Origin of the sequence: Stenotrophomonas sp. YAU14A_MKIMI4_1 (assembly GCF_003086855.1) — a bacterium.
Classification (GTDB): domain Bacteria; phylum Pseudomonadota; class Gammaproteobacteria; order Xanthomonadales; family Xanthomonadaceae; genus Stenotrophomonas.
Window position 1 is genome coordinate 3427976 of the sequence record NZ_CP025998.1, and the last position, 25082, is coordinate 3453057.

Genomic DNA, 25082 nt, shown 5'->3' on the forward strand with positions numbered 1-25082 from the left:
GCCGTAAACCCGTCCTTGGGGGCTTGGCCGCGGCATCCATGCCGCGGACACCCCCGCGTCACCCACCCGCCCGGCCCCTGACAGTTTCCTGCGGGCGCCAGCCACGGAAGAGAATCAAAAGATCAAAGGCAAGAGCCGGTCGCTGCGCTCGGTCATCCACGCATGGCGTGGATCTACTGGTGAAACCGGGATCGGGTAGATCCACGCCATGCGTGGATGAATCTCGCAGATATCGAAATCACTCCGGGGTCGGGGCCCGTTGCGCAGCAACGGGATCCGACCCCGTGCCGTTCCAACAGCTCGCGGCCAACTGTCGAAGGCGGGGTGGGTCCGGTTGCGGGGGCGTGAGCCGCATGGATGCGGCGACCGAGCCTACACGGACGTACTTGCGGCGTCCCCCGCAACCGGACCCACCCCGCCATCGCTCAGGAAACCGGCTTCGGCTCTTGCTCTGGCCTCTGCCGGTGCAGGGCGCAGCCCTGCATCGCCCTGCCCTCACTTCTTCAGGAAGTTGTCCACCAGCAGATGCTTCACGTCGTCAAAGCGGCCATTCAACACCGCCTTGGCCGCATACAGCGCCGTGCCGGCCACCTGCTTGGCTTCGATCTGCGGCGGCATCACCAGCTCGGCGCGGCTGGTATGCACGTCCAGCAGCGCCGGGCCGCGCTGGGACAGGAAGTCCAGCACCGCCTCTTCCAGATCCTCGCTGCGGGTCACGGTGCGGCCGTGGAAACCGATCACCTCGGCCAGTCGGCCGAAATCGGGGTTCTTCAGATCGGTGTAGTTGTCCAGCAGGCCTTCCACCTTCTGCTCCAGCTCCACGAAGTTCAGCGAGCCGTTGTTGAACACCACCACCTTGATCGGCAGGTTCTCCTGCACCGCGGTCAACAGATCGCCCAGCAGCATGGCCAGGCCACCATCGCCGGACAGCGAGATCACCTGCCGGCCGGGGAAGGCCTTCTGCAGGCCCAGCGCCTGCGGCATGGCATTGGCCATCGTGCCGTGCAGCAGGCTGGTCAGCGTGCGGCGGCGGCCGTTCACACGGATATGGCGCAGGATCCACACCATCGGTGAACCGCCATCGGCAGTGAAAAGCGCATCATCGGCCGCATGCCGGGACAGCAGCGCGGTCAGGTGCTGCGGGTGGATCAGTTCACCCTTGCCCGGCTGTTCTTCCTGTTCGCGCGTGTGCAGTGCCTTGTCGCGGCGGGCAATGCATTCGTCCAGGAAGCTGCTGTCTTCGCGCGGCGGCAACAGCGGCAGCAGCGCGTCCAGCGTCGGCGCGATATCGCCCACCACGCCCAGATCCACCGGATGACGGCGGCCCAGGTGGCTGCCATCACGGTCCACCTGGATGATCGTGGCCTTGTCCGGGTAGAACTGGCCCCAGGCGAAATCAGCGCCGAGCAGCAGCAGCGTGTCGCAGGCCATCAGCGTGTGGAAGCCCGATTCAATGCCGAAGATGCCGGTCATGCCCATGTTGTAGGGGTTGTCCGGTTCGACGAAATCCTTCGCGCGCGAGGTGTGCGCCACCGGTGCCTGCAGCCGGCGCGCCAGTTCGATCAGCTGCGCATGCGCGCCCTGGCAACCGGCACCGGCATAGATGCCGATGCGCTTGCCCTGCCCCAGCAGCTCGGCGATGCGCTGCAGCTCGGCGTCGGCCGGGCGCAGCACCGGCTGGGTGTAATGCACCGAGAACGGCACATCGTGCTTCACCTCGGCCTCGCTGATATCGGCCGGCAGGATCACCACCGCCACGCCGCGGCGGCTGATCGCCGCCTGGCACGCCAGCGCCACCACGCGGCGTGCCTGCTCGGGGCTGTGCACCTGCTCGCAGAACACCGTGCAGCTGGCATAGACCGATTTGAAATCCACTTCCTGCGGAAATTCCATGCCCAGTTCGCTGGTCACGATCTGGCTGGCGATCAGCACCAGCGGCGCGCGGTTGCGGTTGCTTTCGAAGATGCCGTTGATGAAATGCAGGCCCCCGGGGCCGCAGGAGCCGGCGCAGGCGGTCAGCTGACCGCTCACCAGCGAATCGGCACCGGCGGCGAACGCGGCCACTTCCTCGTGGCGCACGTGTACCCAGTCGATTTCGCTGCGGTGCATGGCATCGGTCACGTGGTTCAGCGTGTCGCCCACGATCCCGTAACAGCGGCGCACGCCCGCCTGCTGCAGGGTTTCAACAACGATCTCGGCAACGCGCTTGCTCATGGGAAAAGCCTTGCTTGGGGGAGGACCCCGAGGCTAGACCCCGCACGGTGACGCTTCCGTGGGCATCGGCGCGTTGCGCCCCATACATCGGTATAGGGCGCACGCGGTGTTCAGTTCACGTTGATCCAGCCCACGACGGCGCCGCGCTTTGCATTCTGATAGCGCACCTGCACCCAGCCGTCGGCGGCATCGCGCAGTTCCACCCGATCACCCGGCACCAGGTAGCGCTGGGTGCTGGTTGCGCCTGGCCGTTCGAACAGGAACAGGCGCGCCGGCCGCACCGTGGCCTGGATGCCTGGCACAGGCGAGGGACCGGTGGGCGCGACCAAGCCATCGCCGATCGCGCTGTCGAGGACGCGGCCCTGCGCGTCAAAGGTGCGCCACACCGCCAGCGGCCCTTGTTCGCCGGTGTGATCGACCTCCAGCGCGGCATCGAAGGCATCGCCCAGCTGCAGCACGTCCTCGGCGCGGTACAGATAGAGCTTCGAACCCGCGAACCGATACAGATCTGTGTACCACATCGGGCCGCTGCGGCAGCTGCTGCTCAGCGTGCGCGTGGCAGCGTCGACGGTCAGGCCCATCAGGTTGCCGCAGCTGTCACGGCCGTGGGTGTCCGCCTCCAGCGCGTGGAATCCGCCGCTGGCCGGATCGAAGCGGTAGACCGCCACCGCTTCATTGACCATGCCCACCGACGCCCGTGCGACCAGTTCGGGGCGTCCATCGAAATCGATGTCTTCGGCTGACAGCCGCGAATTGCCATCGGCATCTGCAGCGCCCGCCAGTTCCAGGCGCTTGCCCGACGGCGAAACGCGCACGTCGATGCTGCCGCCCTCCATCACCTCCGCCTGCACCTGTACACCCGGTGCCGGCGCGAAGCGCAGCGGGCCGCCGTCCTGTCCGGCCGCCTGCGCGGCCGGCACCAGCAGGCCTGCCAGCAGCAGGCCCCACACCGCATCCCTGTGTTTCATCATTGCCGCCCGTGGCGCCGCTTTGGCGCCTTCAGGTCAGAACGATACGTCAACTGCCTGCCGCGACCACAGTACCGACTGGTGCTGGGTCTGCTGCTTCCACGCCAGGCGGATCGCCTCGATGTCGGAACGGCGCTGCGGGCTGTCTTCGTGCAGCACCACCAGCACCTTGGTGCGCAGGCGGTTGGGCGCCGCATCGCCACGGAACAGCCACTGCCCGTAGGCATCGAACACGGTCAGGCCATCGGGGAAGCGCGGGGTCACTTCCTTGTCCAGGAACGCGCGCCACTGCGCCTCGCTGATGGTATCGGCCTGCGGGCGGTTGCCGCTGCCCTGCTCTTCACCCACGCCGAAGTACAGCTCGCTGCGCACCCAGCCGTGGCCGCTGGCCGGGCGGGCCGCATCGCCTTCCAGCGCGGCGGTGGTGGTGTAGGCGCTGGGCGCCTGCGAAGACAGGCTGGCGCAGCCGCTGGTGGCCAGCAGTACGGCGAAGATCAGGCCAAGGCGTTTCATCGGGAACAACACTCCGGGGAAGGGGAACAAACGCGGTGAAAGGGCACGGAGGGTACACCCGCGCCGTGGTTGCAACTGCAACCAATCACTCATGCCCTGCAGGCATGAACTGATGCAAAGACAACCGGGGCTTGCATCACACCAGCTGCTCACGCGAAGATAATATATCGCTTCATCCGGATGGATGTAAGTGAAACCATCATCTCCCCCTTCCCCACGTTGTCGCTGCTGGAGTCTGCATGTCCCCCCGCCTGTCCGCGTCGCCGCTTGGCCTCGCCATCGCGCTTGCGCTGTCCCCCGCCCTTGCCCTGGCCCAGGATGCCGCCACCAACCTGGACACGGTGATCGTGACCGGCACCCGTGCCGCCGACCGCACCGTGCTCGAATCCACCGCGCCGGTGGACGTGCTGACCGCCGAGGACATCCGCAAGGCCGGCGTGGTGAACGGCGAACTGGGCAGCGCACTGCAGGCCCTGCTGCCTTCGTTCAATTTCCCGCGCCAGTCCAATTCCGGTGGCGCCGACCACGTGCGCGCCGCACAGCTGCGCGGCCTGTCGCCGGACCAGGTGCTGGTGCTGGTGAACGGCAAGCGCCGCCACCACACCGCGCTGGTGAACACCGACAGCAAGATCGGCAAGGGCACCACCCCGGTCGATTTCAACTCGATTCCGGTCAGCGCCATCAAGCGCATCGAAGTGCTGCGCGATGGCGCCGGTGCGCTGTACGGCTCCGATGCGGTGGCCGGCGTGATCAACGTGATCCTGGACAACGGCGGCGACGGTGGCGAGATCGAAGCCAGCTACGGCGCCAACCACACCGACCTGAAGCCGATCGGCCGCACCCTCACCGATGGCCAGACCGGCAACATCAGCGCCAAGGTCGGCACCTCGCTGGGTGAAGACGGCGGCTTCCTGCGCGTGGGCCTGGAATACAAGAAGCGCAACGGCACCAACCGCGCCGGCTACGACCTGATTCCGCCGTGGGACCAGACCGAGGCCAACCTGGCACTGCAGGGCAAGCGCAATTACGTGCTCGGCGACGGTGCCAGCAAGGACATCAACCTGTGGCTGAACACTGAAATCCCGGTGGGCAAGACCGCCACGTTCTATGCGTTCGGCACCTTCAACCAGCGCGACACCGAAGGCGCCAACTACTTCCGCTACCCCGACAGCGATGCCAACTGGAAGGAGGTGTACCCGAACGGTTACCGCCCCATTTCCGAAGGCGAGAACCGCGACGTGCAGGCCGTGGCCGGCGTGCGCGGGCAGTGGGGCGAGTGGAGCTATGACGGCAGCGTGGATTACGGCCAGAACGACTTCACCTACCGCCTGCGCGATTCGATCAACGCTTCGCTGGGCCCGACCAGCCCGACCCGCTTCAAGACCGCCGATTACCAGTACGCGCAGACCGTGGGCAACCTGGATCTGAGCCGCGTGTTCAGCCAGAGCGACAGCATCACCCATACCTTGGGCCTGGGTGCGGAAGTGCGCCACGAGCGCTATGAAACCCGCCCCGGTGATCCGTCCAGCTACGCCGCGGGCCCGTACACCGACCGCCCGACCGGTTCGCAGGCCGGCGGCGGCCTGACCCCGCAGGATGCGGCCTCGCTGGCCCGCGATGTGGCCAGCGCCTATGCCAGCCTGTCCAGCCAGTTCGGCGATCACTTCTCCACCGACCTGGCCGCACGCTACGAGCACAACGATGATTTCGGCGGCGAACTGACCGGCAAACTAGGCCTGCGCTACGAATTCACCCCGGCCTTCGCCCTGCGTGGCGCCATCTCCATCAACTTCCGTGCGCCGTCGCTGGCACAGATCGGCTATGAATCCACGTCCACCGGCTACAACGCCGCCGGCCAGCTGGTGCAGGGCCGCCTGCTGTCGGTGAACAATCCCATCGCCCGCGGCCTGGGCGCACAGGACCTGAAGCCGGAGAAGTCGCTGAACACCTCGCTGGGCTTCACCAGCCGCATCGGCGAGCACTTCGACCTGTCGCTGGATTTCTTCCAGATCGACATCGACGACCGCATTGCCTTGTCTGAAAGCATCACCGGCGATGCGCTGACCGATTACGTGGCCGCCAACTACGGCGTCACCGGCCTGCAGAGTGCCAGCTTCTTCGTCAACGCCGCCGATACCCGCACCCGTGGTGCCGAACTGGTGACCAACTGGCGCCAGGCGCTGGGCGATGGCCAGCTGCTGCTGACCGGCACCTACGCCTACACCAAGACCACGCTGAAGAACGTGCTGGCCACCCCGGCCCAGCTGCAGGCGCTGGATGCGGACTACGTGCTGTTCGGCATCGAAGAGACCAACACCCTGACCGATGCCACCCCGCGCAGCCGCGCCGGCTTCTCGGCCGCCTGGAGCAACGACCACTGGTCGCTGAGCAGCCGGGTGAACCGCTACGGCAGCGCCACCCGCGTATTCAACTTCGGCGACGGCTACATTCCGCGCCAGACCTACCAGGCCGAATGGCAGCTGGATGCGGAAGTGGAATACCGCTTCAATACGCAGTGGAGCGTGGCCATTGGCGGGCAGAACCTGACCGACAACTATCCGGACAAGTCCAACGACGATATCTACTACTACGGCAACCTGCCGTACGACGTGCTGTCGCCGATCGGCAGCAACGGCGCGTACTACTACGGTCGCGTGCGTTACACGTTCTGATGCCGCGCAGGGCGGCCCATCGAAGTGATGGGCCGCCTCGGCGGAATCGGCCGGTTTGAATCGACTGGGAAAAACGACCGGCTCAAATCGACCGGGAAAAACGACCAGGTAGAGTCGACTGTTAGTCGACTGCTCTTGGCACCCCGCGAAAATCCCGCGCTACGCGCGATAGTCGACTGACAGTCGACTCTACCCCCATCGGCCCCCATCGGCCCCCATCGTCCCCCGCCCCCCGTCCCCCGCTACAACCGTCGGCACCCACCATGGCAGGGGCGTAGCCTGCCCTCGACCTGGCCTACACGCCGCCGCTGGCACCCTGCGGGGCATGGCTGAACCGCTCCCCCTGCGTCCGCCACCGCCGTTGCTGGACGACGCCTGCGCGTTGTTCCTCGACGTGGATGGCACGCTTATCGAATTCGCCGCACGGCCCGATGCCGTGCACCTGCTACCCGACGTGCGTGAGGCCATCGGCCGCATCAGCGACCGCCTGGAAGGCGCCGTGGCCCTGGTCAGCGGGCGCCCGCTGGAACAGCTGGACCAGCTGTTCGCACCGCTGCAACTGCCCGCCGCCGGCCTGCATGGCCATGAGATGCGCGGCGCCGATGGCCGCGTGCTGCGCGATGACCACGACGACGACACCGGCGAATGGCTGCATGCCCTGCACCAGCAGGCCATGCGCTTCGCCCACGGCTACCCCGGCGTGCTGGTGGAGGAAAAAGGCGTGGGCCTGGCCCTGCACTGGCGTGGCGCACCGCATGCCGGCGACGACGTGCGTGCGTTCGCCGAACGCCATGTGCGCGGCCGGGCCAGCTACCGCCTGCAACCCGGCGACCATGTGGTCGAGTTCGTACCGGTGGGCACCGACAAGGGCCGCGCCCTGCGCCGCATGATGCAGTACCTGCCCTTCCGCGGCCGCCTGCCGGTGTTCCTGGGCGATGACCTGACCGACGAATACGGCTTCGAAGCCGCCAACGGCCAACACGGCTGGAGCGTGCTGATTGGCGAACGCGAGCCCAGTGCCGCGGTGTTCGCCCTGCCCGACATACGCAGCGTGCACGCCTGGCTGCGTGAGAATGCCTATTGACCCCCGGCCCCCACGGCCATAACCGGATATTTCTGCGTGATGACCCAACCCGATCTTGATCTGGGCGTGGTCGGCAACGGCAGCTTCGGCGCCCTGGTCGACAAGCATGCCCGCGTGGTGTGGAGCTGCCTGCCCACCTTCGATGGCGACCCCACGTTCTGTGCACTGCTGTCGCCCAACCAACAGGAAGGTGGCGATTTCGCCATCGAACTGGAGGATTTCGCCAGCAGCGAGCAGAGCTACCTGACCAACACGGCCATCCTGCGCACCGTGCTGCACGACCACCATGGTGGCGCGCTGGAAATCCTCGATTTCGCCCCGCGCTGGCGCCAGAACGACCGCTTCTACCGACCGGTCAGCCTGATCCGCCAGGTGCGCCCGCTGGCCGGCAGCCCTCGCATCGTGGTGCGCGCACGGCCGCTGGCCGACTGGGGCGCGCGCGTGCCCGAATCGACCTGGGGCAGCAACCACGTGCGCTGGATCCTGCCCGATCACGTGCTGCGCCTGACCACCGACGTGCCGGTGCGCTTCGTGCGCGATGGCCTGCCGTTCGTGCTCAACCACCCCATCCATCTGGTGCTGGGCGTGGACGAATCGCTGAACCGCTCCATCAGCGGCTACGTGCAGGAAGCCTTCCAGCGCACGCGCGACTACTGGCGCGAATGGGTGCGCTACCTGTCCATTCCGCTGGAATGGCAGGACGCGGTGATCCGCAGTGCGATCACCCTGAAGCTGTGCCAGTACGAAGACAGCGGCGCGATCATCGCGGCCATGACCACCTCCATTCCCGAAGCGCCCGGCAGCGTGCGCAACTGGGATTACCGCTACTGCTGGCTGCGCGATGCGGCCTTCGTGGTGCGCGCGTTGAACCGCCTGGGCGCCACCCGCACCATGGAACAGTTCCTGGGCTACATCTTCAACCTGGCCACCACCGACGGCACGCTGCAGCCGCTGTACGGCATCGGTTTCGAGGCCAAGCTGGACGAAGATGAAGTGCCCACACTGTCCGGTTACCGTGGCATGGGCCCGGTGCGCCGCGGCAACCTGGCCTGGGTGCAGCGCCAGCACGATGTCTACGGCAGCGTGGTGCTGGCCTCCACACAGCTGTTCTTCGACCGCCGCCTGCAGGACCCGGGCGATGCCCACACCTTCGCTCGGCTGGAACCGCTGGGCGAACAGGCCTTCGCCCTGCACGACGTGCCCGATGCGGGCCTGTGGGAATTCCGCGGCCGCACCGAAGTACACACCTATACCAGCGCCATGTGCTGGGCCGCCTGCGACCGCCTGTGCAAGATCGCCGTGCGCCTGAAGCGCGACGACCGCGCGCAGTACTGGCGCGAGCGCGCCGACACCATCCACGCGCGCATCATGGCCGAGGCCTGGAGTGATGAACACGGCCACTTCACCGACACTTTCGGTGGCCACCGCCTGGACGCCTCGTTGCTGCTGCTGGCCGATATCGGCTTCATCGATGCAATGGACGCGCGCTTCATCGCCACCGTGGAAGCCATCGGCCGCGACTTGAAGCACGGCAATTCGTTGTACCGCTACGTGGCGCCGGATGACTTCGGCGAACCGGAAACCAGCTTCACCATCTGCACCTTCTGGTACATCGATGCGCTGGCTGCAATCGGCCGCATGGACGAAGCACGCGAGATGTTCGAGCTGCTGCTGAAGCAGCGCAACCACCTGGGCCTGCTGTCCGAAGACCTGGCCTTCGATGGCGGCGAAGCCTGGGGCAACTTCCCGCAGACGTACTCGCACGTGGGGCTGATCACCGCCGCCATGCGCCTGTCGCGGTCCTGGCAGGAGGCCTCGTGAGTCGTCTGGTTGTGGTTTCCAACCGCGTGGCCCTGCCTGGCGAAAACCGCGCCGGCGGCCTGGCGGTGGGCCTGCTGGCCGCACTGAAGGAGCGCGGTGGCCTGTGGTTCGGCTGGAGCGGCAAGAGCGTGCGCGAAGGCAGCGGCACCCTGCACCGGCAGAAAGACGGCGATATCGAATTCGTCACCCTGGACCTGAGCAAGCGCGAGGTGGATGGCTACTACAACGGCTTCGCCAACCGCACGCTGTGGCCGCTGCTGCACTTCCGCCTTGACCTGGTGGACTACGACCGCGGCACGCGCGAGACCTACCAGAAGGTCAACGCCCTGTTTGCCGACAAACTGGCACCGCTGCTGCGCGAAGACGATATCGTCTGGATCCACGACTACCATCTGATTCCGCTGGGCGCGCTGCTGCGCGAACGTGGCATTGGCTGCCGCATCGGCTTCTTCCTGCACATTCCGATGCCATCGGCGGATCTGCTGCAGGCCATGCCCGACCACCTGCGCCTGTTCTCGGCGCTGTACGCCTACGATCTGGTCGGCTTCCAGACCCAGCGCGATACCGACCGTTTCCAGACCTACCTGCGCCTGTTCGGCGGCGGCAAGGTGCTGGGCGATGGCCAGCTTGAAGCGCCCGGCGGCCGACGCTTCCGTGCGGCCGCCTTCCCCATCGGCATCGATACCGCGCTGATTGCCCGACAGGCCGGCACCGCCGCCAGCAAGGCCGCAGTGAAGGACCTGCGCAGCAGCCTGCGCGACCGCCAGCTGGCCATCGGCGTGGACCGGCTGGATTATTCCAAGGGCCTGCCCGAGCGCTTCCGCGGTTTCGAACGCTACCTGGAACGCCACCCCGACCAGCGCGGCTCGCTGACCTACCTGCAGATCGCGCCGGTATCGCGCGGCGATGTGAGCGAGTACCGCCAGCTGCGCAGCACGCTGGAACAGATTGCCGGCCACATCAACGGTGGCCACGCAGCGCCGGACTGGACCCCGCTGCGCTACGTCAACCAGAACTTCACCCATGCCACCCTGACCGGCTTCTACCGCGCCGCCGCGGTCGGCCTGGTCACGCCGCTGCGCGATGGCATGAACCTGGTGGCCAAGGAATACGTGGCCTCGCAGGACCCGGACGATCCCGGCGTGCTGGTGCTGTCACTGCTGGCCGGCGCCGCCGACGAAATGAAGCAGGCACTGCTGGTGAACCCCTACGACCTGGATGGCATGGCCGACGCCATCGCCACCGCCGCCACCATGTCGCTGCGCCGCCGCAAGGAACGCTGGCACGCCATGATGGAGCACCTGCGCACCTACGACATCAACCACTGGCGGCGCAGCTATCTGGAAGCGCTGGAGGGGTGACCGCACCGTTGGTAGAGTCGAGCTTGCTCGACTGCTGCACAACCAGTCGAGCAAGCTCGACTCTACGGACAAGCCAGTCGAGCATGGCTCGACTCTACATACAGAGCAGTCGAGCAAGCTCGACTCTACGGGAATGCGCGGTCAATCCAGGAAGCGCGCGGCCTGTTCCGCGCTGGGCAGGAAGCAGGCATCGTGGCGCCCGAACCAGCGGTAGCGGTTGCGCGCCAGCACGCGGTACGCGCGGTCGCGCCATGCCTGCGGCAGCATGCGCAGCGCGCCGGCCAGCCGCCACGGCCCGCCCAGGCCGGCCAGCACCCGCAGGATCGCGTTGGTGTCGGTCCAGGCGCCCTGTGCGTCCACCAGCAGGAAGGACAGCGGGTCGTTCGGGTCCAGCCCGTGCGCGCGCAACAGGCCACTGCCGTGCGCACCCTGCATGGCGGCGAAGCGGTAGCGGCCGTGGCGGTCGAAGCGCAGCAGGAAGCGCACCCAGCGGCTGCACAGCGCGCAGACGCCGTCGAACACGATCACGGCTGGCGGGATGGGGTCAGAGCCTTTTTCTGCCGAAAAGGGATCTGACCCCGCCGCGACCAAGGGGTCGGATCCCTTCCCGCCAGGGAAGGGCTCTGACCCCGTAACGGGCTCACCCCGGCTCATGCCATCCACACCAGGGTGGCCATGCGCCCGGTACGGCGATCGCGGCGGTGCGAATACAGATCCGGGTCGGCCATGGTGGACACCGTGCCACCATGGATGTTGGCCGGATCCAAGCCCGCGCTCTGCAGGCGCTGCCGCGCCAACGCGAACAGGTCCACCTTCCAGTGCCCCTGACGGGTGGCCACGAATGCGGCCGCGGCCGCCGGGTCGTGGCCGACGAAGGCGTGGTACACCTCTTCGCCGATTTCGTAGTCCTGCGGCCCGGCCGCCGGGCCCAGCCAGGCGCGCAGCTGCGCCGGGGCGGTGGTCATCGCCGCCACCGTGTGTTCCAGCATGCCGTCGGCCAGCCCGCGCCACCCGGCATGGGCAGCGCCCACTTCGCTGCCATCGGCGGCGGCAAACACCACCGGCAGGCAATCGGCGGTCAGGATGGCCAGCACCACGCCCCGTTCAGAGGTGACCGACGCATCGGCCACCGGCTCGCTGGCGCCTGCCTGCGGCGGCGCGTTGAAGCGCAGCACCGTGCTGCTGTGCACCTGGCGCAGCCAGTGCGGCGCCGACGGCAGGGCCAGGCCCTGCTGCAGCAGCTGGCGGTTGTGCTCCACGTTGGCCGGGGTATCGCCATCGGCAGCATGCCGGTTGCCCAGGTTGAACTGGTCGAACGGCGCCGGCGAAATACCTGCGCCGTGGCGACGGGTGGTCAGCGCCCGCACTCCCGGCGGTGCCGGCCAGTCAGCCTGCAGCAGCGGCAGTGCGGCGGCCATTACCAGCGGTCCCGCTCGCGCGCAGCGAAGGCTTCGCTGTCTTCGCGCAGCACCTTCATCAGGTGCAGCATGTCGGCCGGCACCGGCGCACTGTTGCGCACCGGCTGGCCGGTGATCGGGTGCACGAACTCCAGGGTTTCAGCGTGCAGCGCCTGGCGCTTGAAGCCGCGCAGTGCGGCCACCAGTTCGTCGCTGGCGCCCTTGGGCAGCTTCAGCGCGCCGCCGTACAGCGGGTCACCCACGATCGGGTGGCGCAGGTGCGCCATGTGCACGCGGATCTGGTGGGTGCGGCCGGTTTCCAGGCGGCACTCCAGCGCGGTGTGGGCGCGGAAGCGCTCGCGCAGGCGGTAATGGGTCACCGCTTCCTTGCCATCTTCGCGCACGCCCATCTTCAGGCGGTCGCGCGGGTGGCGGTCGATCGGGGCATCGGCGGTACCGCCGGCCACCAGCGCGCCCATCACCACGGCCAGGTACTGGCGGTGCACATCGCGCGCGGCCAGCTGTTCCACCAGCGCGGTCTGCGCTTCCAGGGTACGGGCCACCACCATCACGCCGCTGGTGTCCTTGTCCAGGCGGTGCACGATGCCGGCGCGCGGCAGCACGGCCACCGACGGGTCGCGGTACAGCAGGGCGTTCACCAGGGTGCCGCTGTGGTTGCCGGCGCCGGGGTGCACCACCAGGCCCACCGGCTTGTTGATCACCAGCAGGTGCTCATCCTCGAACAGCACGTCCAGCGGGATGTCTTCGGGCTGGGCGTCGGTCTGGGTGTCCAGCACGACGGTCAGGCTCACCACCTCGCCGCCGCGCAGCGGGTCGCGCGGGCGGGCCTGGGCGCCGTCCAGCAGCACATCGCCGGATTTGATCCACTCGGTCAGGCGCGAGCGGGAATATTCGGGGAACAGCTCGGCCACAACGGCGTCGAAACGCCGGCCGGCGGCGGTATCGGGAACGATGGCCTGGCGGGCCGATTCGGAAGTTTGTTCAGACATGGCAAGGGGGATCTTTGAAATTTTGGGGTCCGGGCGGCCGGTTTCAGTCGCAGGACAGGACACTAGGCTATCATCGACCCTTCGTATTCCAGACGCGTCCCGCCTTGACCCCATGATCCGACGCTCCGCCATGCTCTCCGCGCCCGTCCGCCTCACCGCCCTGCTGCTGGTGCTGGTCATCGCCGCCACCGGTTGCCACCGCGGTGCCAAGAAGGGGGATCGCCCCGATGAAGGCACGCCTGTCGAACAGCTGTACGACAAGAGCCATGCGCTCATGAAGGGCGGCAACTGGAGCGGCGCCGAAGCCAGCTTCCGCCGTCTGGTGGCCCAGTACCCGTACGGCCCGTACACCGAACAGGCGATGATCGAGACCGCCTACGCCCAGTACAAGGCCGGCAAGCACGATGACGCGGTGTCCAGCATCGACCGCTTCATCCGCACCTACCCGACCCACCGCAACATCGCCTACCTGTACTACCTGCGCGGCCTGGCCAACTCCAATCGCAATACGGTTTTCCTGCGCCGCGTATGGTCGCTGGATCCCAGCCGCCGCGATCTGTCGACCCCGCACCAGGCCTATGCCGACTTCAACATCGTGGTGGACCGTTACCCGAACAGCCGCTACGCCGCCGATGCGCGCCAGCGCATGATCGTGCTGCGTGACGTGTTCGCCCAGCACGAGCTGGACAACGCCCTGTACTACCTGCGCCGCGAAGCCTATGTTTCCGCGGCCGGCCGCGCCAACTTCCTGCTGGAAACCTACCCGCAGAGCGCGTACCAGTACGACGCCGTGGCGGTGCTGGGCGAAGCCTACACCCACCTGGGCAACAAGACGCTGGCCGACGATGCCCGCCGCGTGCTGACCCTGAACCAGCCCACCCACCCGTGGCTGGAAGGCAAGTGGCCCAAGTACCCGTGGATGATCCGCAAGCTGAACCCGTTCGCCGGCGAGAAGTCCGCCAGCACCGGCCAGCGCAACGCACGGCTGGAAAAGAAGTAAGAAAGCGAAGGGCCCCGCAAGGGGCCCTTTCCTTTTGGGCGTTGGGAATACCCCATCCACGCATGGCGTGGATCTACTGTAGATCCACGCCATGCGTGGATGGCGGGATTAGGAATTCTACGAATCCGCGTTTGTTGCGATCCCGTTCCCAGACCCAACCCGCACCGCCTTCCACACTCCCGTGCACGGCCATCCCCGCCTGCCTGGAGTCCGCATGACCTCAATCGTTTCCCGCACCCGCCCGCTGCTGGCCGCCGTCGCTGCCACCCTGCTGGGCCTGCCCGTGGCTGCCCAGGCGGCCGAGCCCGGCGATCTGCTCTCCGCCGCCCCCTACCGCGCCGAGTGGGTGCCCTCGAAGGCGGCCCAGGCCTACCTGCTGCGCTATCTCACCCCCGATCACAGCGGCCGCCTGGCCAGGGGCACCGGGCTGCTCTACCTGCCTGCCGGCACCGCGCCGGCGGGCGGCTGGCCGGTGGTTTCCTGGGCGCATGGCACCCAGGGCATTGCCAACCACTGCGCGCCGTCGGTGTCCGGCCCCACCCATCCCGAGCGCGACGGGCGCTTCCTGGACCACTTCCTCGGCCAGGGCTATGCCGTGGTCGCTGCCGATTACCAGGGCCTGGGCAGCGCGGGCCAGCACACCTACCTGCACGTGCGCACCGCCGCGCGCAACAGCATCGACATGGTCAAGGCCAGCCACCAGTTCCTGGACGGCGGGCGTCTGTCGCCCCGCTGGGTCTCGGTGGGCTATTCGCAGGGGGCGTCGGCCGCGCTGAGCGCCGGCCACCTGGCGGCCGAATACGCCGGCCCCGCCCTGCAGTTCAAGGGCAGCTTCACCGCTGGCACGCCCACGGCCGTGGAGATCACCGCGCTGGTGATGCGGCCTGACAACCGCACCGCCAACCCCGGGGCACTGAACGCCTATCACGCCTATCTGCTCGATGGCCTGCTGCAGGTGGCGCCGCACATCGACCGCGTGCTGAGCCCGCAGGGCCGGGCCCGCGTCGCGCTGGCCCGCCAGCACTGCCTGACCGATCTGGCCGCGCAGCTGGACGGCGCCAGCACCGGTGAGATGTTCAGCGCGCCATTGACCACGGTGCCGGGCATCTGGCCGCTGCTGCATGACTATCTGGGCGTGCCACGGCGTGGTTTCACCCAGCCGTTGATGCTGGCCCACGGCACCGGCGACCAGGATGTGCCCTACCTGACCACGCTGCTGTACGCCGCCGGTCTGGCCCTGCGTGGCGAGCCGGTGGCCTTCCGGCAGTACCCGGTCGACCACCGCGGCACGCTGGATGCGGCCGCAGCCGATGGGCTGGCGTTCGTGCGCGCACGGCTGGAGGATGCCCGCTTCGACCCCGCAGCCGAATTGGCGGGGCTGGAACAACAGCTCGACGCCGCACGATGATGGGTTGGTGGGTCCACGCCATGCGTGGATGATCGTCGAACACCGTGCGGACCAAGGTCCGCACCTACCGGAGCGCCTCGTCGAACACCGTGCGGACCAAGGTCCGCACCTACCAGGGAGCCTCGTCGAACATCGTGCGGACCAAGGTCCGCACCTACCCGGGAGGCGCGGGCCGCCCTTACCCCTTGAACCCGTTGCTGATCGGGTACCGGCGCTCGCGGCCGAATGCCCGGCGCGACACCTTCGGGCCCGGCGCGGCCTGGTGGCGCTTCCACTCGCTGATGCGCACCAGGCGCAGCACCCGGTCCACCACGGCCGCGTCGTAGCCGGCCGCCACGATCTCCGCGCGCGACTGCTCCTGGTCCACGTAGCGGTACAGAATGCCGTCCAGCACGTCGTAGGCCGGCAGCGAATCCTGGTCCAGCTGGTTCTCGCGCAGCTCGGCCGACGGCGGGCGGCTGATCACCGCCGGCGGAATGACCGGCGCGCCACCCACGGTGTTGCGCCACTTGGACAGCCCGAACACCTCGGTCTTGTACAGGTCCTTCAGCGGCGCATAGCCACCGCACATGTCGCCATAGATCGTGGCGTAACCCACCGCGTATTCGCTCTTGTTGCCGGTGGTCAGCAGCAGGCCGCCGAACTTGTTGGCCAGCGCCATCAGGATCACGCCGCGGCTGCGCGACTGCAGGTTCTCTTCGGTCACATCCGGCGTGGTGCCTTCGAACATCGGCGCCAGCGATTCCATCAGGCCCTTGAAGGCCGGCTCGATCGATACCGCTTCCAGCTTCACGCCCAGCGCCTGGCACTGCTCGGCGGCCAGATCGTTGGACATGCCGGCGGTGTAGCGCGAGGGCAGGCGCACGGCGGTCACGTTGTCCGCGCCCAGCGCATCCACGGCCAGGGCCAGCACCAGCGCCGAATCGATGCCGCCGGACAGGCCCAGCCACACCTTCTTGAAACCGTTCTTGCGGCAGTAATCCTGGATACCGCGGGTCACCGCGCGCCAGGCCAGCGCATCCATGCTCTCGTCGCCATCGTCCATCCACACATGCGGCAGGAAGCGGCGGCTGGCGCCGTCGTAGTCCACCACCAGCCACTGGTCCATGAAGGCCGCCGCGGCCGGGTGTACCGTGCCATCGCCATCGGCCACCACCGACGCACCGTCGAACACCAGGGCGTCCTGGCCGCCCACCACGTTCAGGTAGGCAATGGCCGCCCCGCTCTCGCGGGTGCGCGCGGCCAGCACGGCGTCGCGCTGGGCATGCTTGCCGCGCTCGTAGGGCGACGCGTTGGGCACCACCACCAGCTGCGCGCCGGCCTGCACGGTGTCGGCCATCGGCTCGGCAAACCACAGGTCTTCGCAGATCAGCAGGCCCACCGGAATGCCGTTCACTTCGAACACGCAGCTGCCGCCATCGGGGTCGACATCGAAGTAGCGGCGCTCGTCGAATACGGCGTAGTTGGGCAGCTCGCGCTTGCGGTAGGTCTGTTCCACCAGGCCATCGCGCAGCACGCTGGCGGCGTTGTAGACCACCGCGCCGGCGGCCTGCGGCCAGCCCACCACGGCGGTGATGCCACGGCAGGCGGCGGCGATGCGGGCCATGGCCTGCTCGCATTCGTACAGGAAGCCCGGGCGCAGCAGCAGGTCTTCCGGCGGGTAGCCGCTGACGGCCAGCTCGGGGAACATCACCAGCTCGGCGCCGTACTCATCGCGCGCCTGGCCGATCATCTCGATGATGCGTTCGGTATTGCCGGCAACATCGCCGACCGGGAAATCGAACTGCGCCATCGCGATACGGATCGAAGCCATGGGGGTCCAGCCTGTGGTTGCAATGCGCCCATTGTAACGCCGGGCCATGCCCGCGCCGGGCCATCCCCAGTAGATCCACGCCATGCGTGGATGGGGCCGACCGGCACACCGCCAGATGCAGAAAAGCCGCCCGGAGGCGGCTCTCTGTTTCAAGCAGTCGACTGACAGTCGACTCTACCGATCGCGCCGGCCGGGGCCGGCAACAATCTTATTTGACCAGCTTGGCGATGGCGGCGCCCAGGTCGCCCGGCGAGCGGACGGTGACGACACCGGCAGCTTCCATGGCGGCGAACTTGCCTTCGGCCGTGCCCTTGCCGCCCGAGGCGATCGCACCGGCGTGGCCCATGCGCTTGCCGGCCGGAGCCGACGCACCGGCGATGAAACCGACAACCGGCTTCTTCACGTGGTTCTTGATGTACTCGGCGCCGGCTTCTTCAGCGTCACCGCCGATTTCGCCAACCATGATGATGCCTTCGGTCTGCGGATCTTCGTTGAACAGCTTCAGGCAGTCGACGAAGTTCAGGCCGTTGATCGGGTCACCACCGATGCCGATGCAGGTGGACTGGCCCAGGCCGACTTCGGTGGTCTGCTTGACCGCTTCATAGGTCAGGGTGCCCGAACGCGACACGATGCCGATCTTGCCCGGCTGGTGGATGTGGCCCGGCATGATGCCGATCTTGCACTCGCCCGGGGTGATGACGCCCGGGCAGTTCGGCCCGATCAGCACGGTGTCCGGATGCGAACGGGTCAGCACGTTCTTCACGCGCAGCATGTCCAGCACCGGAATGCCTTCGGTGATGCAGACGATGACCTTGATGCCGGCAGCAGCGGCTTCCAGGATCGCGTCAGCTGCGTACGGCGGCGGCACGTAGATGACCGACGCGTTGGCGCCGGTGCTCTGCACGGCGTCGGCAACGGTGTTGAAGACCGGCAGGTCGATATGGGTGGTGCCACCCTTGCCCGGGGTCACGCCGCCCACAACCTGGGTGCCGTACTCGATCATCTGAGTGGCGTGGAAGGTGCCCTGCTGGCCGGTGAAGCCCTGCACGATCACCTTGGTGTTCTTGTTGATCAAAACAGACATGGTAATTCCTTGGTGTCGGTATCAGGCGGCGTTCTTGACAGCTTCAACGATCTTCTTGGCGCCATCGTTGATGTTGTCAGCCGGGATGATGGCCATGCCGCTGTCACGCAGCAGCTGCTTGCCTTCTTCCACGTTGGTGCCTTCCAGGCGCACCACGACCGGAACCTTGACGCCCACTTCCTTCACGGCGGCGATGATGCCTTCGGCAATCATGTCGCAGCGGACGATGCCGCCGAAGATGTTGACGAAGATGCCTTCGACCTTGTCCGAGGACAGGATCAGCTTGAAGGCTTCAATGACGCGCTGCTTGTTGGCACCGCCGCCCACGTCCAGGAAGTTCGCCGGCTCGCCGCCGTTGAGCTTGATGACGTCCATGGTGGCCATGGCCAGGCCGGCGCCGTTCACCATGCAGCCGATGTTGCCGTCCATGGTGACGTAGTTGATGTCCAGTTCCGAAGCGATCACTTCGGTCGGATCTTCCTGGGTCTTGTCGCGCATGGCGACCAGGGCCTTCTGGCGGAACGCGGCGTTGTCGTCGCTGTCGAACTTGCCGTCCAGCGCGTACAGGTTGCCGTCGTCCAGGATGGCCAGCGGGTTGATTTCAACCAGGGCCAGGTCCTTTTCGTTGAACAGGCGGTACAGGTTCACCATGATGCTGGCGAACTGGCCGGCCTGCTTGGCGGTCAGGCCCAGCTTGAAGCCGAAATCGCGGCCGTGGTAACCCTGCACGCCTTCGACGAAGTCGACGTTCAGCGAGTGGATCAGCTCCGGGGTTTCAGCGGCAACCTGCTCGATCTCCACGCCGCCTTCCGAAGAAGCGATGTAGGTGATGGTCTTGGTGCCACGGTCAACCAGCACCGACAGGTACAGTTCCTTGACGATCTCGCCGGCGGTGGTCACCAGCACCAGGTTGACCGGCAGTTCAACGCCAGCGGTCTGGTAGGTGGCCATCTTGGTGCCGAGCATCTTGGCCGCAGCGGCCTTCACATCGTCGGTGGTCTTGCAGAACTTGACGCCGCCAGCCTTACCGCGGCCGCCAGCGTGGATCTGCGCCTTGACCATCCAGGGGCCCTGGCCCAGAGCGTTGGCAGCGGCAACCGCCTCGTCCGGGGTCGCAGCGACCTTGCCGGCCGGGACCGGAATGCCGTATTCGGCAAGCAGTTGTTTTGACTGGTATTCGTGGAAATTCATGCGTCACCGTGGGAATAGGAACGACCGCACGCAATTCCTCAGGGGCCCCGGCGGGGCGCCGGCATGGACCGCGGCGGGCCCACTATTGTGGCCGAGCCGGCGCCGGGGCGCAAAGAAGTATGGACAAATGGCCAGACCCGGGCAGATTTCCGCCGTCATTCAGGCAGTTGCGGACGCCGAGCCGGCGCGGCCAGGCGCCCACCCGGGCCCGATTGCGCAGGAAATCGCTTCCACAGGCCTATACTGGGGGCGGCCGTGCCAAAGCGGTTCCGATGATCGGGGGAACATCGGCTACGCTGCAGGCCACCGCCGTCAAAACCCAGTTCCAGGCAGCCAGAAGGGGAGTTCCGGCGTGTCACCCAGTGCTTCATTGATCGACCGCATCGAATCGATACCGCGGCGCGAGCTGTACTTCTTCGCCCTGTACCGGGTGCTGATCGCGTCGGTCATCGCCGCCCTGCTCTACAGCCCGTTGTCGGCCATGGTCGGCGAAGCCCACCACCCGCGCCTGGCCTACGCCGTGGGCGGCGCCTACCTGGGCCTGTCGCTGCTGTGGCTGCTGATCGGCCGCAGCGAACGCTGGCTGCGCCCCACCGTGGTCGGTGGCGTGCTGCTGGATATCGTCGCTGCCAGCCTGCTTGCGCACGCCCTGCCCGGCGCCAGCGCCGGCATCTCGATGTCGCTGCTGTTCAACATCGCCGCGGCCGCCACCCTGCTGCCGCTCAGCTGGGGCCTGTGCCTGGCGCTGGCCGCCAGCGTGGCCACCGCCGCCGAATACCTGTGGAAGGTGCTGGAAGGCGGCGACCCCACCCGCACCCTGGCCGAACTGGCAATGTTCGCCACCAGCTACCTGGCGCTGGCCTTCATCAGCTACCAAGTGGGCAACCGCGCCCGTCGCAACCAGCAGCTGGCCAACCAGCGCGGCGACGAAGTGGCCAACCTGTTCCAGATCAACGAACTGATCATCCGCCGCATGCGCACCGGCGTGCTGGTGGTCGATGGCGAAAACCGCATCACCCTGGCCAACGAAGCGGCATCGCTGCTGCTGGGCGACAACGATGGCGTGGGCGAAACCGGCCGCCTGGACCTGGCCAGCATCGCCCCGGAACTGGCGCGCCGCCTCAACCGCTGGCGCAACGGCTGGACCCAGGAAGAACTGCCGCTGCAGCTCAACCCCGACCAGCCGGAAGTGCAGCCGCGCTTCGCCCGCCTGCTGGCCGGCAGCGAGCTGGCCCTGGTGTTCCTGGACGATTCCAGCGTGGTCTCGCGCCGCGCCGAATCGCTCACCCTGTCGGCCATGGGCCGCTTCTCGGCCAGCCTGGCCCATGAGATCCGCAACCCGCTGGCCGCCATCAACTACGCGGTGCAGCTGCTGGAAGAAGGCACCGGCTTCAACGAAAGCGACCGCCGCCTGCTGCAGATCATCCACCAGCAGTGCCAGCGCACCAACAGCATCGTGGAAAGCGTGCTGGGCCTGGCCCGGCGTGAACGTGCCACCCCGGAAAACGTCGATCTGGCCGCCTTCGTGCGCCGCTTCGTGCTGGAGTACAAGCAGGGCCAGACGCTGGAAACGGACAGCATCGAACCGATCATCACCGACACCTCGGTGCCGGCGCAGGTGGACACCCGCCACCTGTACCAGGTGCTGACCGTGCTGGTGCACAACGCGCTGAAGTATGGCCGCGTGGGCCAGCAGCCGGCGCGGGTGCGCCTGCGCGTGGCCCTGCACGAGCGCAACGCAGTGATCGACGTAATGGACCGCGGCCCCGGCATTCCCGAAGCGGTGGCCGCGCAGTTGTTCCGCCCGTTCTTCACCACGTCCGAGCACGGCACCGGCCTGGGGCTGTATATCGCCCGTGAGCTGTGCCGCGCCAACCAGGCACGCCTGGATTACATCCCGGTGCCGGCCGGCGGCTCGTGCTTCCGCCTGGTCCTGCCGGGCCCGCACACCCTGCTTCCGACCTGATCCAGCGCGTCAAGTATTTGTCGCTTCCGCCCCCCTCGGCTATCTTTCCGCCCATGAACGAAACCCGCAGCGCTCTCATCGTCGACGATGAACGCGACATCCGCGAACTGCTGGTGCTGACCCTTGGCCGCATGGGCCTGCGCATCAGCACCGCCGCCAACCTTGCCGAAGCGCGCGAGCTGCTGGCCAGCAATCCCTACGATCTGTGCATCACCGACATGCGCCTGCCCGACGGCAACGGCATTGAGCTGGTCAGCGAGATCGCCCACCACTACCCGCGCACCCCGGTGGCGATGATCACCGCCTTCGGCAGCATGGATCTGGCGGTGGAAGCGCTGAAGGCAGGCGCCTTCGATTTCGTCAGCAAGCCGGTGGATATTTCGGTGCTGCGCGGGCTGGTGAAGCACGCGCTGGAACTGAACAACGCCGAGCGCCCCGCCACCGGCCCGGCCGCCGAACAGGCCGCGCGCCTGCTGGGCAGTTCGCCGGCCATGGACGTGCTGCGCACCACCATCGGCAAAGTGGCCCGCAGCCAGGCCCCGGTCTACATCCTGGGCGAATCGGGCGTGGGCAAGGAACTGGTGGCACGCACCATCCACGCCCAGGGCGCCCGCGCGGCCGGCCCGTTCGTGCCGGTGAACTGCGGCGCCATTCCCAGCGAGCTGATGGAAAGCGAGTTCTTCGGCCACCGCAAGGGCAGCTTCAGTGGCGCCCACGCCGACAAGCCGGGCCTGTTCCAGGCCGCCCATGGCGGCACCCTGTTCCTGGATGAGGTGGCCGAACTGCCGCTGCAGATGCAGGTGAAGCTGCTGCGCGCGATCCAGGAAAAATCGGTGCGCGCCGTCGGTGCATCCAACGAAGAACCGGTGGACGTGCGCATCCTGTCGGCCACCCACAAGGACCTGGCCGAACTGGTCGAAGACGGCCGCTTCCGCCACGACCTGTATTACCGCATCAACGTGATCGAACTGAAGGTGCCGCCGCTGCGCGAGCGCCGCCAGGACCTGCCCGACCTGGCCGGTTCCATCCTGGCGCGGCTGGCCCGCAGCCACGGCCGTGGCACCCCGCTGCTGGCGCCGTCGGCGCTGGACGCACTGGCCCAGTACGGCTTCCCCGGCAACGTGCGCGAACTGGAAAACATCCTGGAACGCGCCCTGGCGCTGGCCGAAGAAGACCGCATTGGTGCCGACGACCTGCGCCTGCCGCAGCACGCCCCGCGTAGCGCCGCGGGCGGCCAACCGGCCGTAGTGGCCGAAGCCGTGGCCGACCTGCAGCCCGGCAATGCCGCCCTGCCCTCGTACATCGAGCAGCTGGAACGCAGCGCCATCCAGCGTGCACTGGAAGAGAACCGCTGGAACAAGACGCGCACCGCCGCGCAGCTGGGCATTACCTTCCGCGCGCTGCGCTACAAGTTGAAAAAGCTGGGCATGGAATAAGCGCCGGAGGGCCCCGGGGTCGGATCCCTTTCCGCAGGAAAGGGCTCTGACCCCATTGGGTCTGCGCTATCCACGCATGGCGTGGATCTACCGGGGTCGGATCCCTTTCCGCAGGAAAGGGCTCTGACCCCATTCGGGTCTGCGTTATCCACGCATGGCGTGGATCTACCGGGGGCGGATCCCTTTCCGCAGGAAAGGGCTCTGACCCCATTGGGCCGGCGTTATCCACGCATGGCGTGGATCTACCGGGGTCGGATCCCTTGCCGCAGGAAAGGGCTCTGACCCCATTCGGGCCTGCGCTATCCACGCATGGCGTGGATCTACCGGGGTCGGATCCCTTTCCGCAGGAAAGGGCTCTGACCCCATTGGGCCGGCGTAATCCACGCATGGCGTGGATCTACTGGGCCAACCGCATCAATCCTTGGTAACGCGATTGATCTCGGCCAGGCTGGTCACACCCGCCGCCACCTTCTTCAGCGCCGACTGGCGCAGATCATTCACGCCGATCGCCTGCGCGGCTTCGGCAATCTGCAGGGCGTTGCCGCCGGCCAGCACGATGGTGGAAATCTCGTCGGTCATCGGCATCACCTGGTACAGGCCGGTACGGCCCTTGTAGCCCTCGGTGCATTCATCGCAGCCCACCGCTTCGTGCAGCTGGATGCCCGCATCCAACTGTGCCTGGGTGAAGCCTTCGGCCAGCAGCGCGTGTGCCGGCAGTTCGGCCGGACGCTTGCAGTTGTTGCACAGCCGGCGCGCCAGACGCTGGGCGATCACCAGGGTGACCGAGCTGGTGATGTTGTACGGGGCAATGCCCATGTTCATAAGACGCGCGATGGTCTGCGGCGCATCGTTGGTATGCAGCGTGGACAGCACCATGTGACCGGTCTGCGCTGCCTTGATCGCGATTTCCGCCGTTTCCAGATCGCGGATTTCGCCCACCATGATGATGTCCGGATCCTGTCGCAGGAACGAGCGCAGCGCCGCCGCAAACGTCATGCCGCGCTTGTTGTTCTGCTGCACCTGGTTCACGCCGGGCAGACGGATTTCCACCGGGTCTTCAGCGGTGGAAATATTGCGCGTTTCGTCGTTCAGGATGCCCAGCGCGGTATACAGCGAAACCGTCTTGCCCGAACCGGTCGGGCCGGTCACCAGCACCATGCCGTAGGGCTTGTGGATGGCTTCCAGGAACAGCTTCTGCTGGTCCGGTTCGTAACCCAGCTTGTCGATACCCAGCTTGGCCGCGCTGCCGTCCAGAATACGCAGCACCACCTTCTCGCCGAACAGGGTCGGCAGGGTGCTGACGCGGAAGTCGATCTGCTTGCTCTTGGACAGGTTCAGCTTGATGCGACCGTCCTGCGGTACGCGCTTTTCGGCGATATCCAGCTGCGCCATCACCTTCAGGCGGGCGGCGATGCGCTGGTTCAACTTCACCGGCGCGCGCGCCACCATCTTCAGCAGACCATCGATGCGCAGGCGCACGCGGTAGTCGTCTTCGTAGGGCTCGAAGTGGATGTCAGAGGCGCCCTTGCGGATCGCATCGACCAGCACCTTGTTGACGAACTTCACCACCGGGGTGTCATCGCCCTTGGCGTCTACGCCGCTTTCAGTGGACGACATGTCGTCGTCGCCACCGGAGACGTCCAGGTTGGCCAATGCATCATCGTCGCCGCCCAGCGCGTCGCCCAAGGTGTCGTGGCTGGAATGCCACTGCTCCAGGGTGCGGCGGATCTGGTCTTCATCGACCAGGATCGGTTCCACCACCAGGTTGGTGTGGAATTTGATCTCATCCAGCGAATGCGTCGGGTTGCTGGTACCCACGAACAGCTTGCCGCCGCGCTTGAACAGCGGCAGCACGTTGTGCTTGCGTAGCAGCTCTTCGCTGACCAGGCTCATGGCGTTCTGGCTGCTGTCGAACGTAGATACGTCGAACAGCGGCATGCCGAACTCAACCGAGTTGGCCGCCGCCAACTGGGCGGCCCCCACCACCTTGTTCTGCGCGAACCAGGTCGGCAGCGGCTGCTTGGCGGCCGTCGCCTTGGCCATGGCATCGCGGGCGCCGGCTTCGTCCAGGGCGCCGTCCTGCACAAGGCGACGGGCCAGGCCGGTGATGCCGACGAGGTTGGCGGTGGTGACTGCGTTCATGT

The 25082-nt window shown here is 67.1% G+C and carries 18 protein-coding genes; 8 read left to right on the forward strand and 10 right to left on the reverse strand.

Annotation, left to right across the window (positions count from 1 at the left end; translation table 11 throughout):
* Positions 1–495: 495 nt before the first annotated feature.
* The 3 genes from C1931_RS15640 to C1931_RS15650 all read right to left on the reverse strand — a co-directional run bounded on the left by C1931_RS15640 (position 496) and on the right by C1931_RS15650 (position 3695).
* Positions 496–2214: a thiamine pyrophosphate-dependent enzyme gene (locus C1931_RS15640; RefSeq protein WP_108756996.1), complete on the reverse strand. Its 1719-nt coding sequence runs from the start codon at positions 2212–2214 to the stop codon at positions 496–498.
* A gap of 110 nt (positions 2215–2324) precedes the next feature.
* The gene (locus C1931_RS15645; protein WP_108757785.1) at positions 2325–3182 is read right to left on the reverse strand and encodes a hypothetical protein; all 858 of its coding nucleotides are present in this window, start codon (positions 3180–3182) and stop codon (positions 2325–2327) included.
* A gap of 36 nt (positions 3183–3218) precedes the next feature.
* Positions 3219–3695: a DUF3574 domain-containing protein gene (locus tag C1931_RS15650; RefSeq protein WP_199912368.1), complete on the reverse strand. Its 477-nt coding sequence runs from the start codon at positions 3693–3695 to the stop codon at positions 3219–3221.
* Between the two features lie 239 nt (positions 3696–3934).
* On the opposite strand from C1931_RS15650, the gene C1931_RS15655 reads away from it, so the two are divergent.
* From C1931_RS15655 to otsA, 4 genes are all read left to right on the forward strand, one after another.
* On the forward strand, positions 3935–6367 hold the full coding sequence (locus C1931_RS15655) for a TonB-dependent receptor (protein WP_108756997.1): 2433 nt from the start codon (positions 3935–3937) through the stop codon (positions 6365–6367).
* Between the two features lie 325 nt (positions 6368–6692).
* Positions 6693–7451 (forward strand): trehalose-phosphatase, encoded by a 759-nt coding sequence (otsB, locus tag C1931_RS15660; RefSeq protein ID WP_108756998.1) that lies wholly within the window; start codon positions 6693–6695, stop codon positions 7449–7451.
* A gap of 39 nt (positions 7452–7490) precedes the next feature.
* Complete coding sequence (locus tag C1931_RS15665) at positions 7491–9272, forward strand: glycoside hydrolase family 15 protein (protein ID WP_108756999.1); 1782 nt, start codon at positions 7491–7493, stop codon at positions 9270–9272.
* Entirely contained in the window at positions 9269–10633 is a 1365-nt protein-coding gene (gene otsA, locus C1931_RS15670; RefSeq protein ID WP_108757000.1) for an alpha,alpha-trehalose-phosphate synthase (UDP-forming), read from the forward strand. The genes C1931_RS15665 and otsA overlap by 4 nt, the downstream gene beginning before the upstream one ends.
* A 141-nt stretch (positions 10634–10774) precedes the next feature.
* Here otsA and C1931_RS15675 read toward each other — a convergent pair whose 3' ends face one another.
* The 3 genes from C1931_RS15675 to rluD all read right to left on the reverse strand — a co-directional run bounded on the left by C1931_RS15675 (position 10775) and on the right by rluD (position 13040).
* Positions 10775–11173 (reverse strand): thiol-disulfide oxidoreductase DCC family protein, encoded by a 399-nt coding sequence (locus C1931_RS15675; RefSeq protein ID WP_234412921.1) that lies wholly within the window; start codon positions 11171–11173, stop codon positions 10775–10777.
* 110 nt (positions 11174–11283) lie between these two features.
* Positions 11284–12051: a peptidoglycan editing factor PgeF gene (pgeF, locus tag C1931_RS15680; RefSeq protein WP_108757002.1), complete on the reverse strand. Its 768-nt coding sequence runs from the start codon at positions 12049–12051 to the stop codon at positions 11284–11286.
* On the reverse strand, positions 12051–13040 hold the full coding sequence (gene rluD, locus C1931_RS15685) for a 23S rRNA pseudouridine(1911/1915/1917) synthase RluD (protein WP_108753958.1): 990 nt from the start codon (positions 13038–13040) through the stop codon (positions 12051–12053). The genes pgeF and rluD overlap by 1 nt, the downstream gene beginning before the upstream one ends.
* Positions 13041–13152: 112 nt before the next feature.
* Here rluD and C1931_RS15690 point away from each other — a divergent pair, with 112 nt between their 5' ends.
* Complete coding sequence (locus C1931_RS15690; RefSeq protein ID WP_108750891.1) at positions 13153–14040, forward strand: outer membrane protein assembly factor BamD; 888 nt, start codon at positions 13153–13155, stop codon at positions 14038–14040.
* 214 nt (positions 14041–14254) lie between these two features.
* On the forward strand, positions 14255–15448 hold the full coding sequence (locus tag C1931_RS15695) for a lipase family protein (RefSeq protein ID WP_108757003.1): 1194 nt from the start codon (positions 14255–14257) through the stop codon (positions 15446–15448).
* A 178-nt stretch (positions 15449–15626) separates the two neighbouring features.
* On the opposite strand, the gene C1931_RS15700 is transcribed toward C1931_RS15695, so the two are convergent.
* The 3 genes from C1931_RS15700 to sucC form a co-directional block, all read right to left on the reverse strand.
* Complete coding sequence (locus C1931_RS15700) at positions 15627–17261, reverse strand: NAD+ synthase (RefSeq protein ID WP_108757004.1); 1635 nt, start codon at positions 17259–17261, stop codon at positions 15627–15629.
* A gap of 208 nt (positions 17262–17469) precedes the next feature.
* Positions 17470–18345 (reverse strand): succinate--CoA ligase subunit alpha, encoded by an 876-nt coding sequence (gene sucD / locus C1931_RS15705; RefSeq protein ID WP_005410793.1) that lies wholly within the window; start codon positions 18343–18345, stop codon positions 17470–17472.
* Positions 18346–18366: 21 nt separating this feature from the next.
* A complete protein-coding gene (sucC, locus tag C1931_RS15710; RefSeq protein WP_108750894.1) occupies positions 18367–19536 on the reverse strand; it encodes an ADP-forming succinate--CoA ligase subunit beta in 1170 nt (389 codons plus the stop codon).
* 352 nt (positions 19537–19888) lie between these two features.
* On the opposite strand from sucC, the gene C1931_RS15715 reads away from it, so the two are divergent.
* Positions 19889–21502 carry an ATP-binding protein gene (locus C1931_RS15715; protein ID WP_108757005.1) on the forward strand — a complete coding sequence of 538 codons (1614 nt, stop codon included), beginning with the start codon at positions 19889–19891 and terminating at the stop codon, positions 21500–21502.
* 53 nt (positions 21503–21555) lie between these two features.
* Positions 21556–22938: a sigma-54 dependent transcriptional regulator gene (locus C1931_RS15720; RefSeq protein WP_108757006.1), complete on the forward strand. Its 1383-nt coding sequence runs from the start codon at positions 21556–21558 to the stop codon at positions 22936–22938.
* A 414-nt stretch (positions 22939–23352) separates the two neighbouring features.
* Here C1931_RS15720 and pilB read toward each other — a convergent pair whose 3' ends face one another.
* A complete protein-coding gene (gene pilB, locus C1931_RS15725) occupies positions 23353–25080 on the reverse strand; it encodes a type IV-A pilus assembly ATPase PilB (protein WP_108757007.1) in 1728 nt (575 codons plus the stop codon).
* Positions 25081–25082: the final 2 nt, after the last annotated feature.

Bases quoted from the DNA above. Each gene is read 5' to 3' on its own strand.
- C1931_RS15695 (WP_108757003.1), top strand. From the start codon at position 14,255: ATGACCTCAATCGTTTCCCGCACCCGCCCGCTGCTGGCCGCCGTCGCT.
- sucD (WP_005410793.1), bottom strand. From the start codon at position 18,345: ATGTCTGTTTTGATCAACAAGAACACCAAGGTGATCGTGCAGGGCTTC.
- pilB (WP_108757007.1), bottom strand. From the start codon at position 25,080: ATGAACGCAGTCACCACCGCCAACCTCGTCGGCATCACCGGCCTGGCC.
- sucC (WP_108750894.1), bottom strand. From the start codon at position 19,536: ATGAATTTCCACGAATACCAGTCAAAACAACTGCTTGCCGAATACGGC.
- otsB (WP_108756998.1), top strand. From the start codon at position 6,693: ATGGCTGAACCGCTCCCCCTGCGTCCGCCACCGCCGTTGCTGGACGAC.
- C1931_RS15655 (WP_108756997.1), top strand. From the start codon at position 3,935: ATGTCCCCCCGCCTGTCCGCGTCGCCGCTTGGCCTCGCCATCGCGCTT.
- C1931_RS15650 (WP_199912368.1), bottom strand. From the start codon at position 3,695: ATGAAACGCCTTGGCCTGATCTTCGCCGTACTGCTGGCCACCAGCGGC.
- C1931_RS15720 (WP_108757006.1), top strand. From the start codon at position 21,556: ATGAACGAAACCCGCAGCGCTCTCATCGTCGACGATGAACGCGACATC.
- C1931_RS15640 (WP_108756996.1), bottom strand. From the start codon at position 2,214: ATGAGCAAGCGCGTTGCCGAGATCGTTGTTGAAACCCTGCAGCAGGCG.
- C1931_RS15665 (WP_108756999.1), top strand. From the start codon at position 7,491: ATGACCCAACCCGATCTTGATCTGGGCGTGGTCGGCAACGGCAGCTTC.
- pgeF (WP_108757002.1), bottom strand. From the start codon at position 12,051: ATGGCCGCCGCACTGCCGCTGCTGCAGGCTGACTGGCCGGCACCGCCG.
- C1931_RS15690 (WP_108750891.1), top strand. From the start codon at position 13,153: ATGATCCGACGCTCCGCCATGCTCTCCGCGCCCGTCCGCCTCACCGCC.
- C1931_RS15645 (WP_108757785.1), bottom strand. From the start codon at position 3,182: ATGAAACACAGGGATGCGGTGTGGGGCCTGCTGCTGGCAGGCCTGCTG.
- C1931_RS15700 (WP_108757004.1), bottom strand. From the start codon at position 17,261: ATGGCTTCGATCCGTATCGCGATGGCGCAGTTCGATTTCCCGGTCGGC.
- rluD (WP_108753958.1), bottom strand. From the start codon at position 13,040: ATGTCTGAACAAACTTCCGAATCGGCCCGCCAGGCCATCGTTCCCGAT.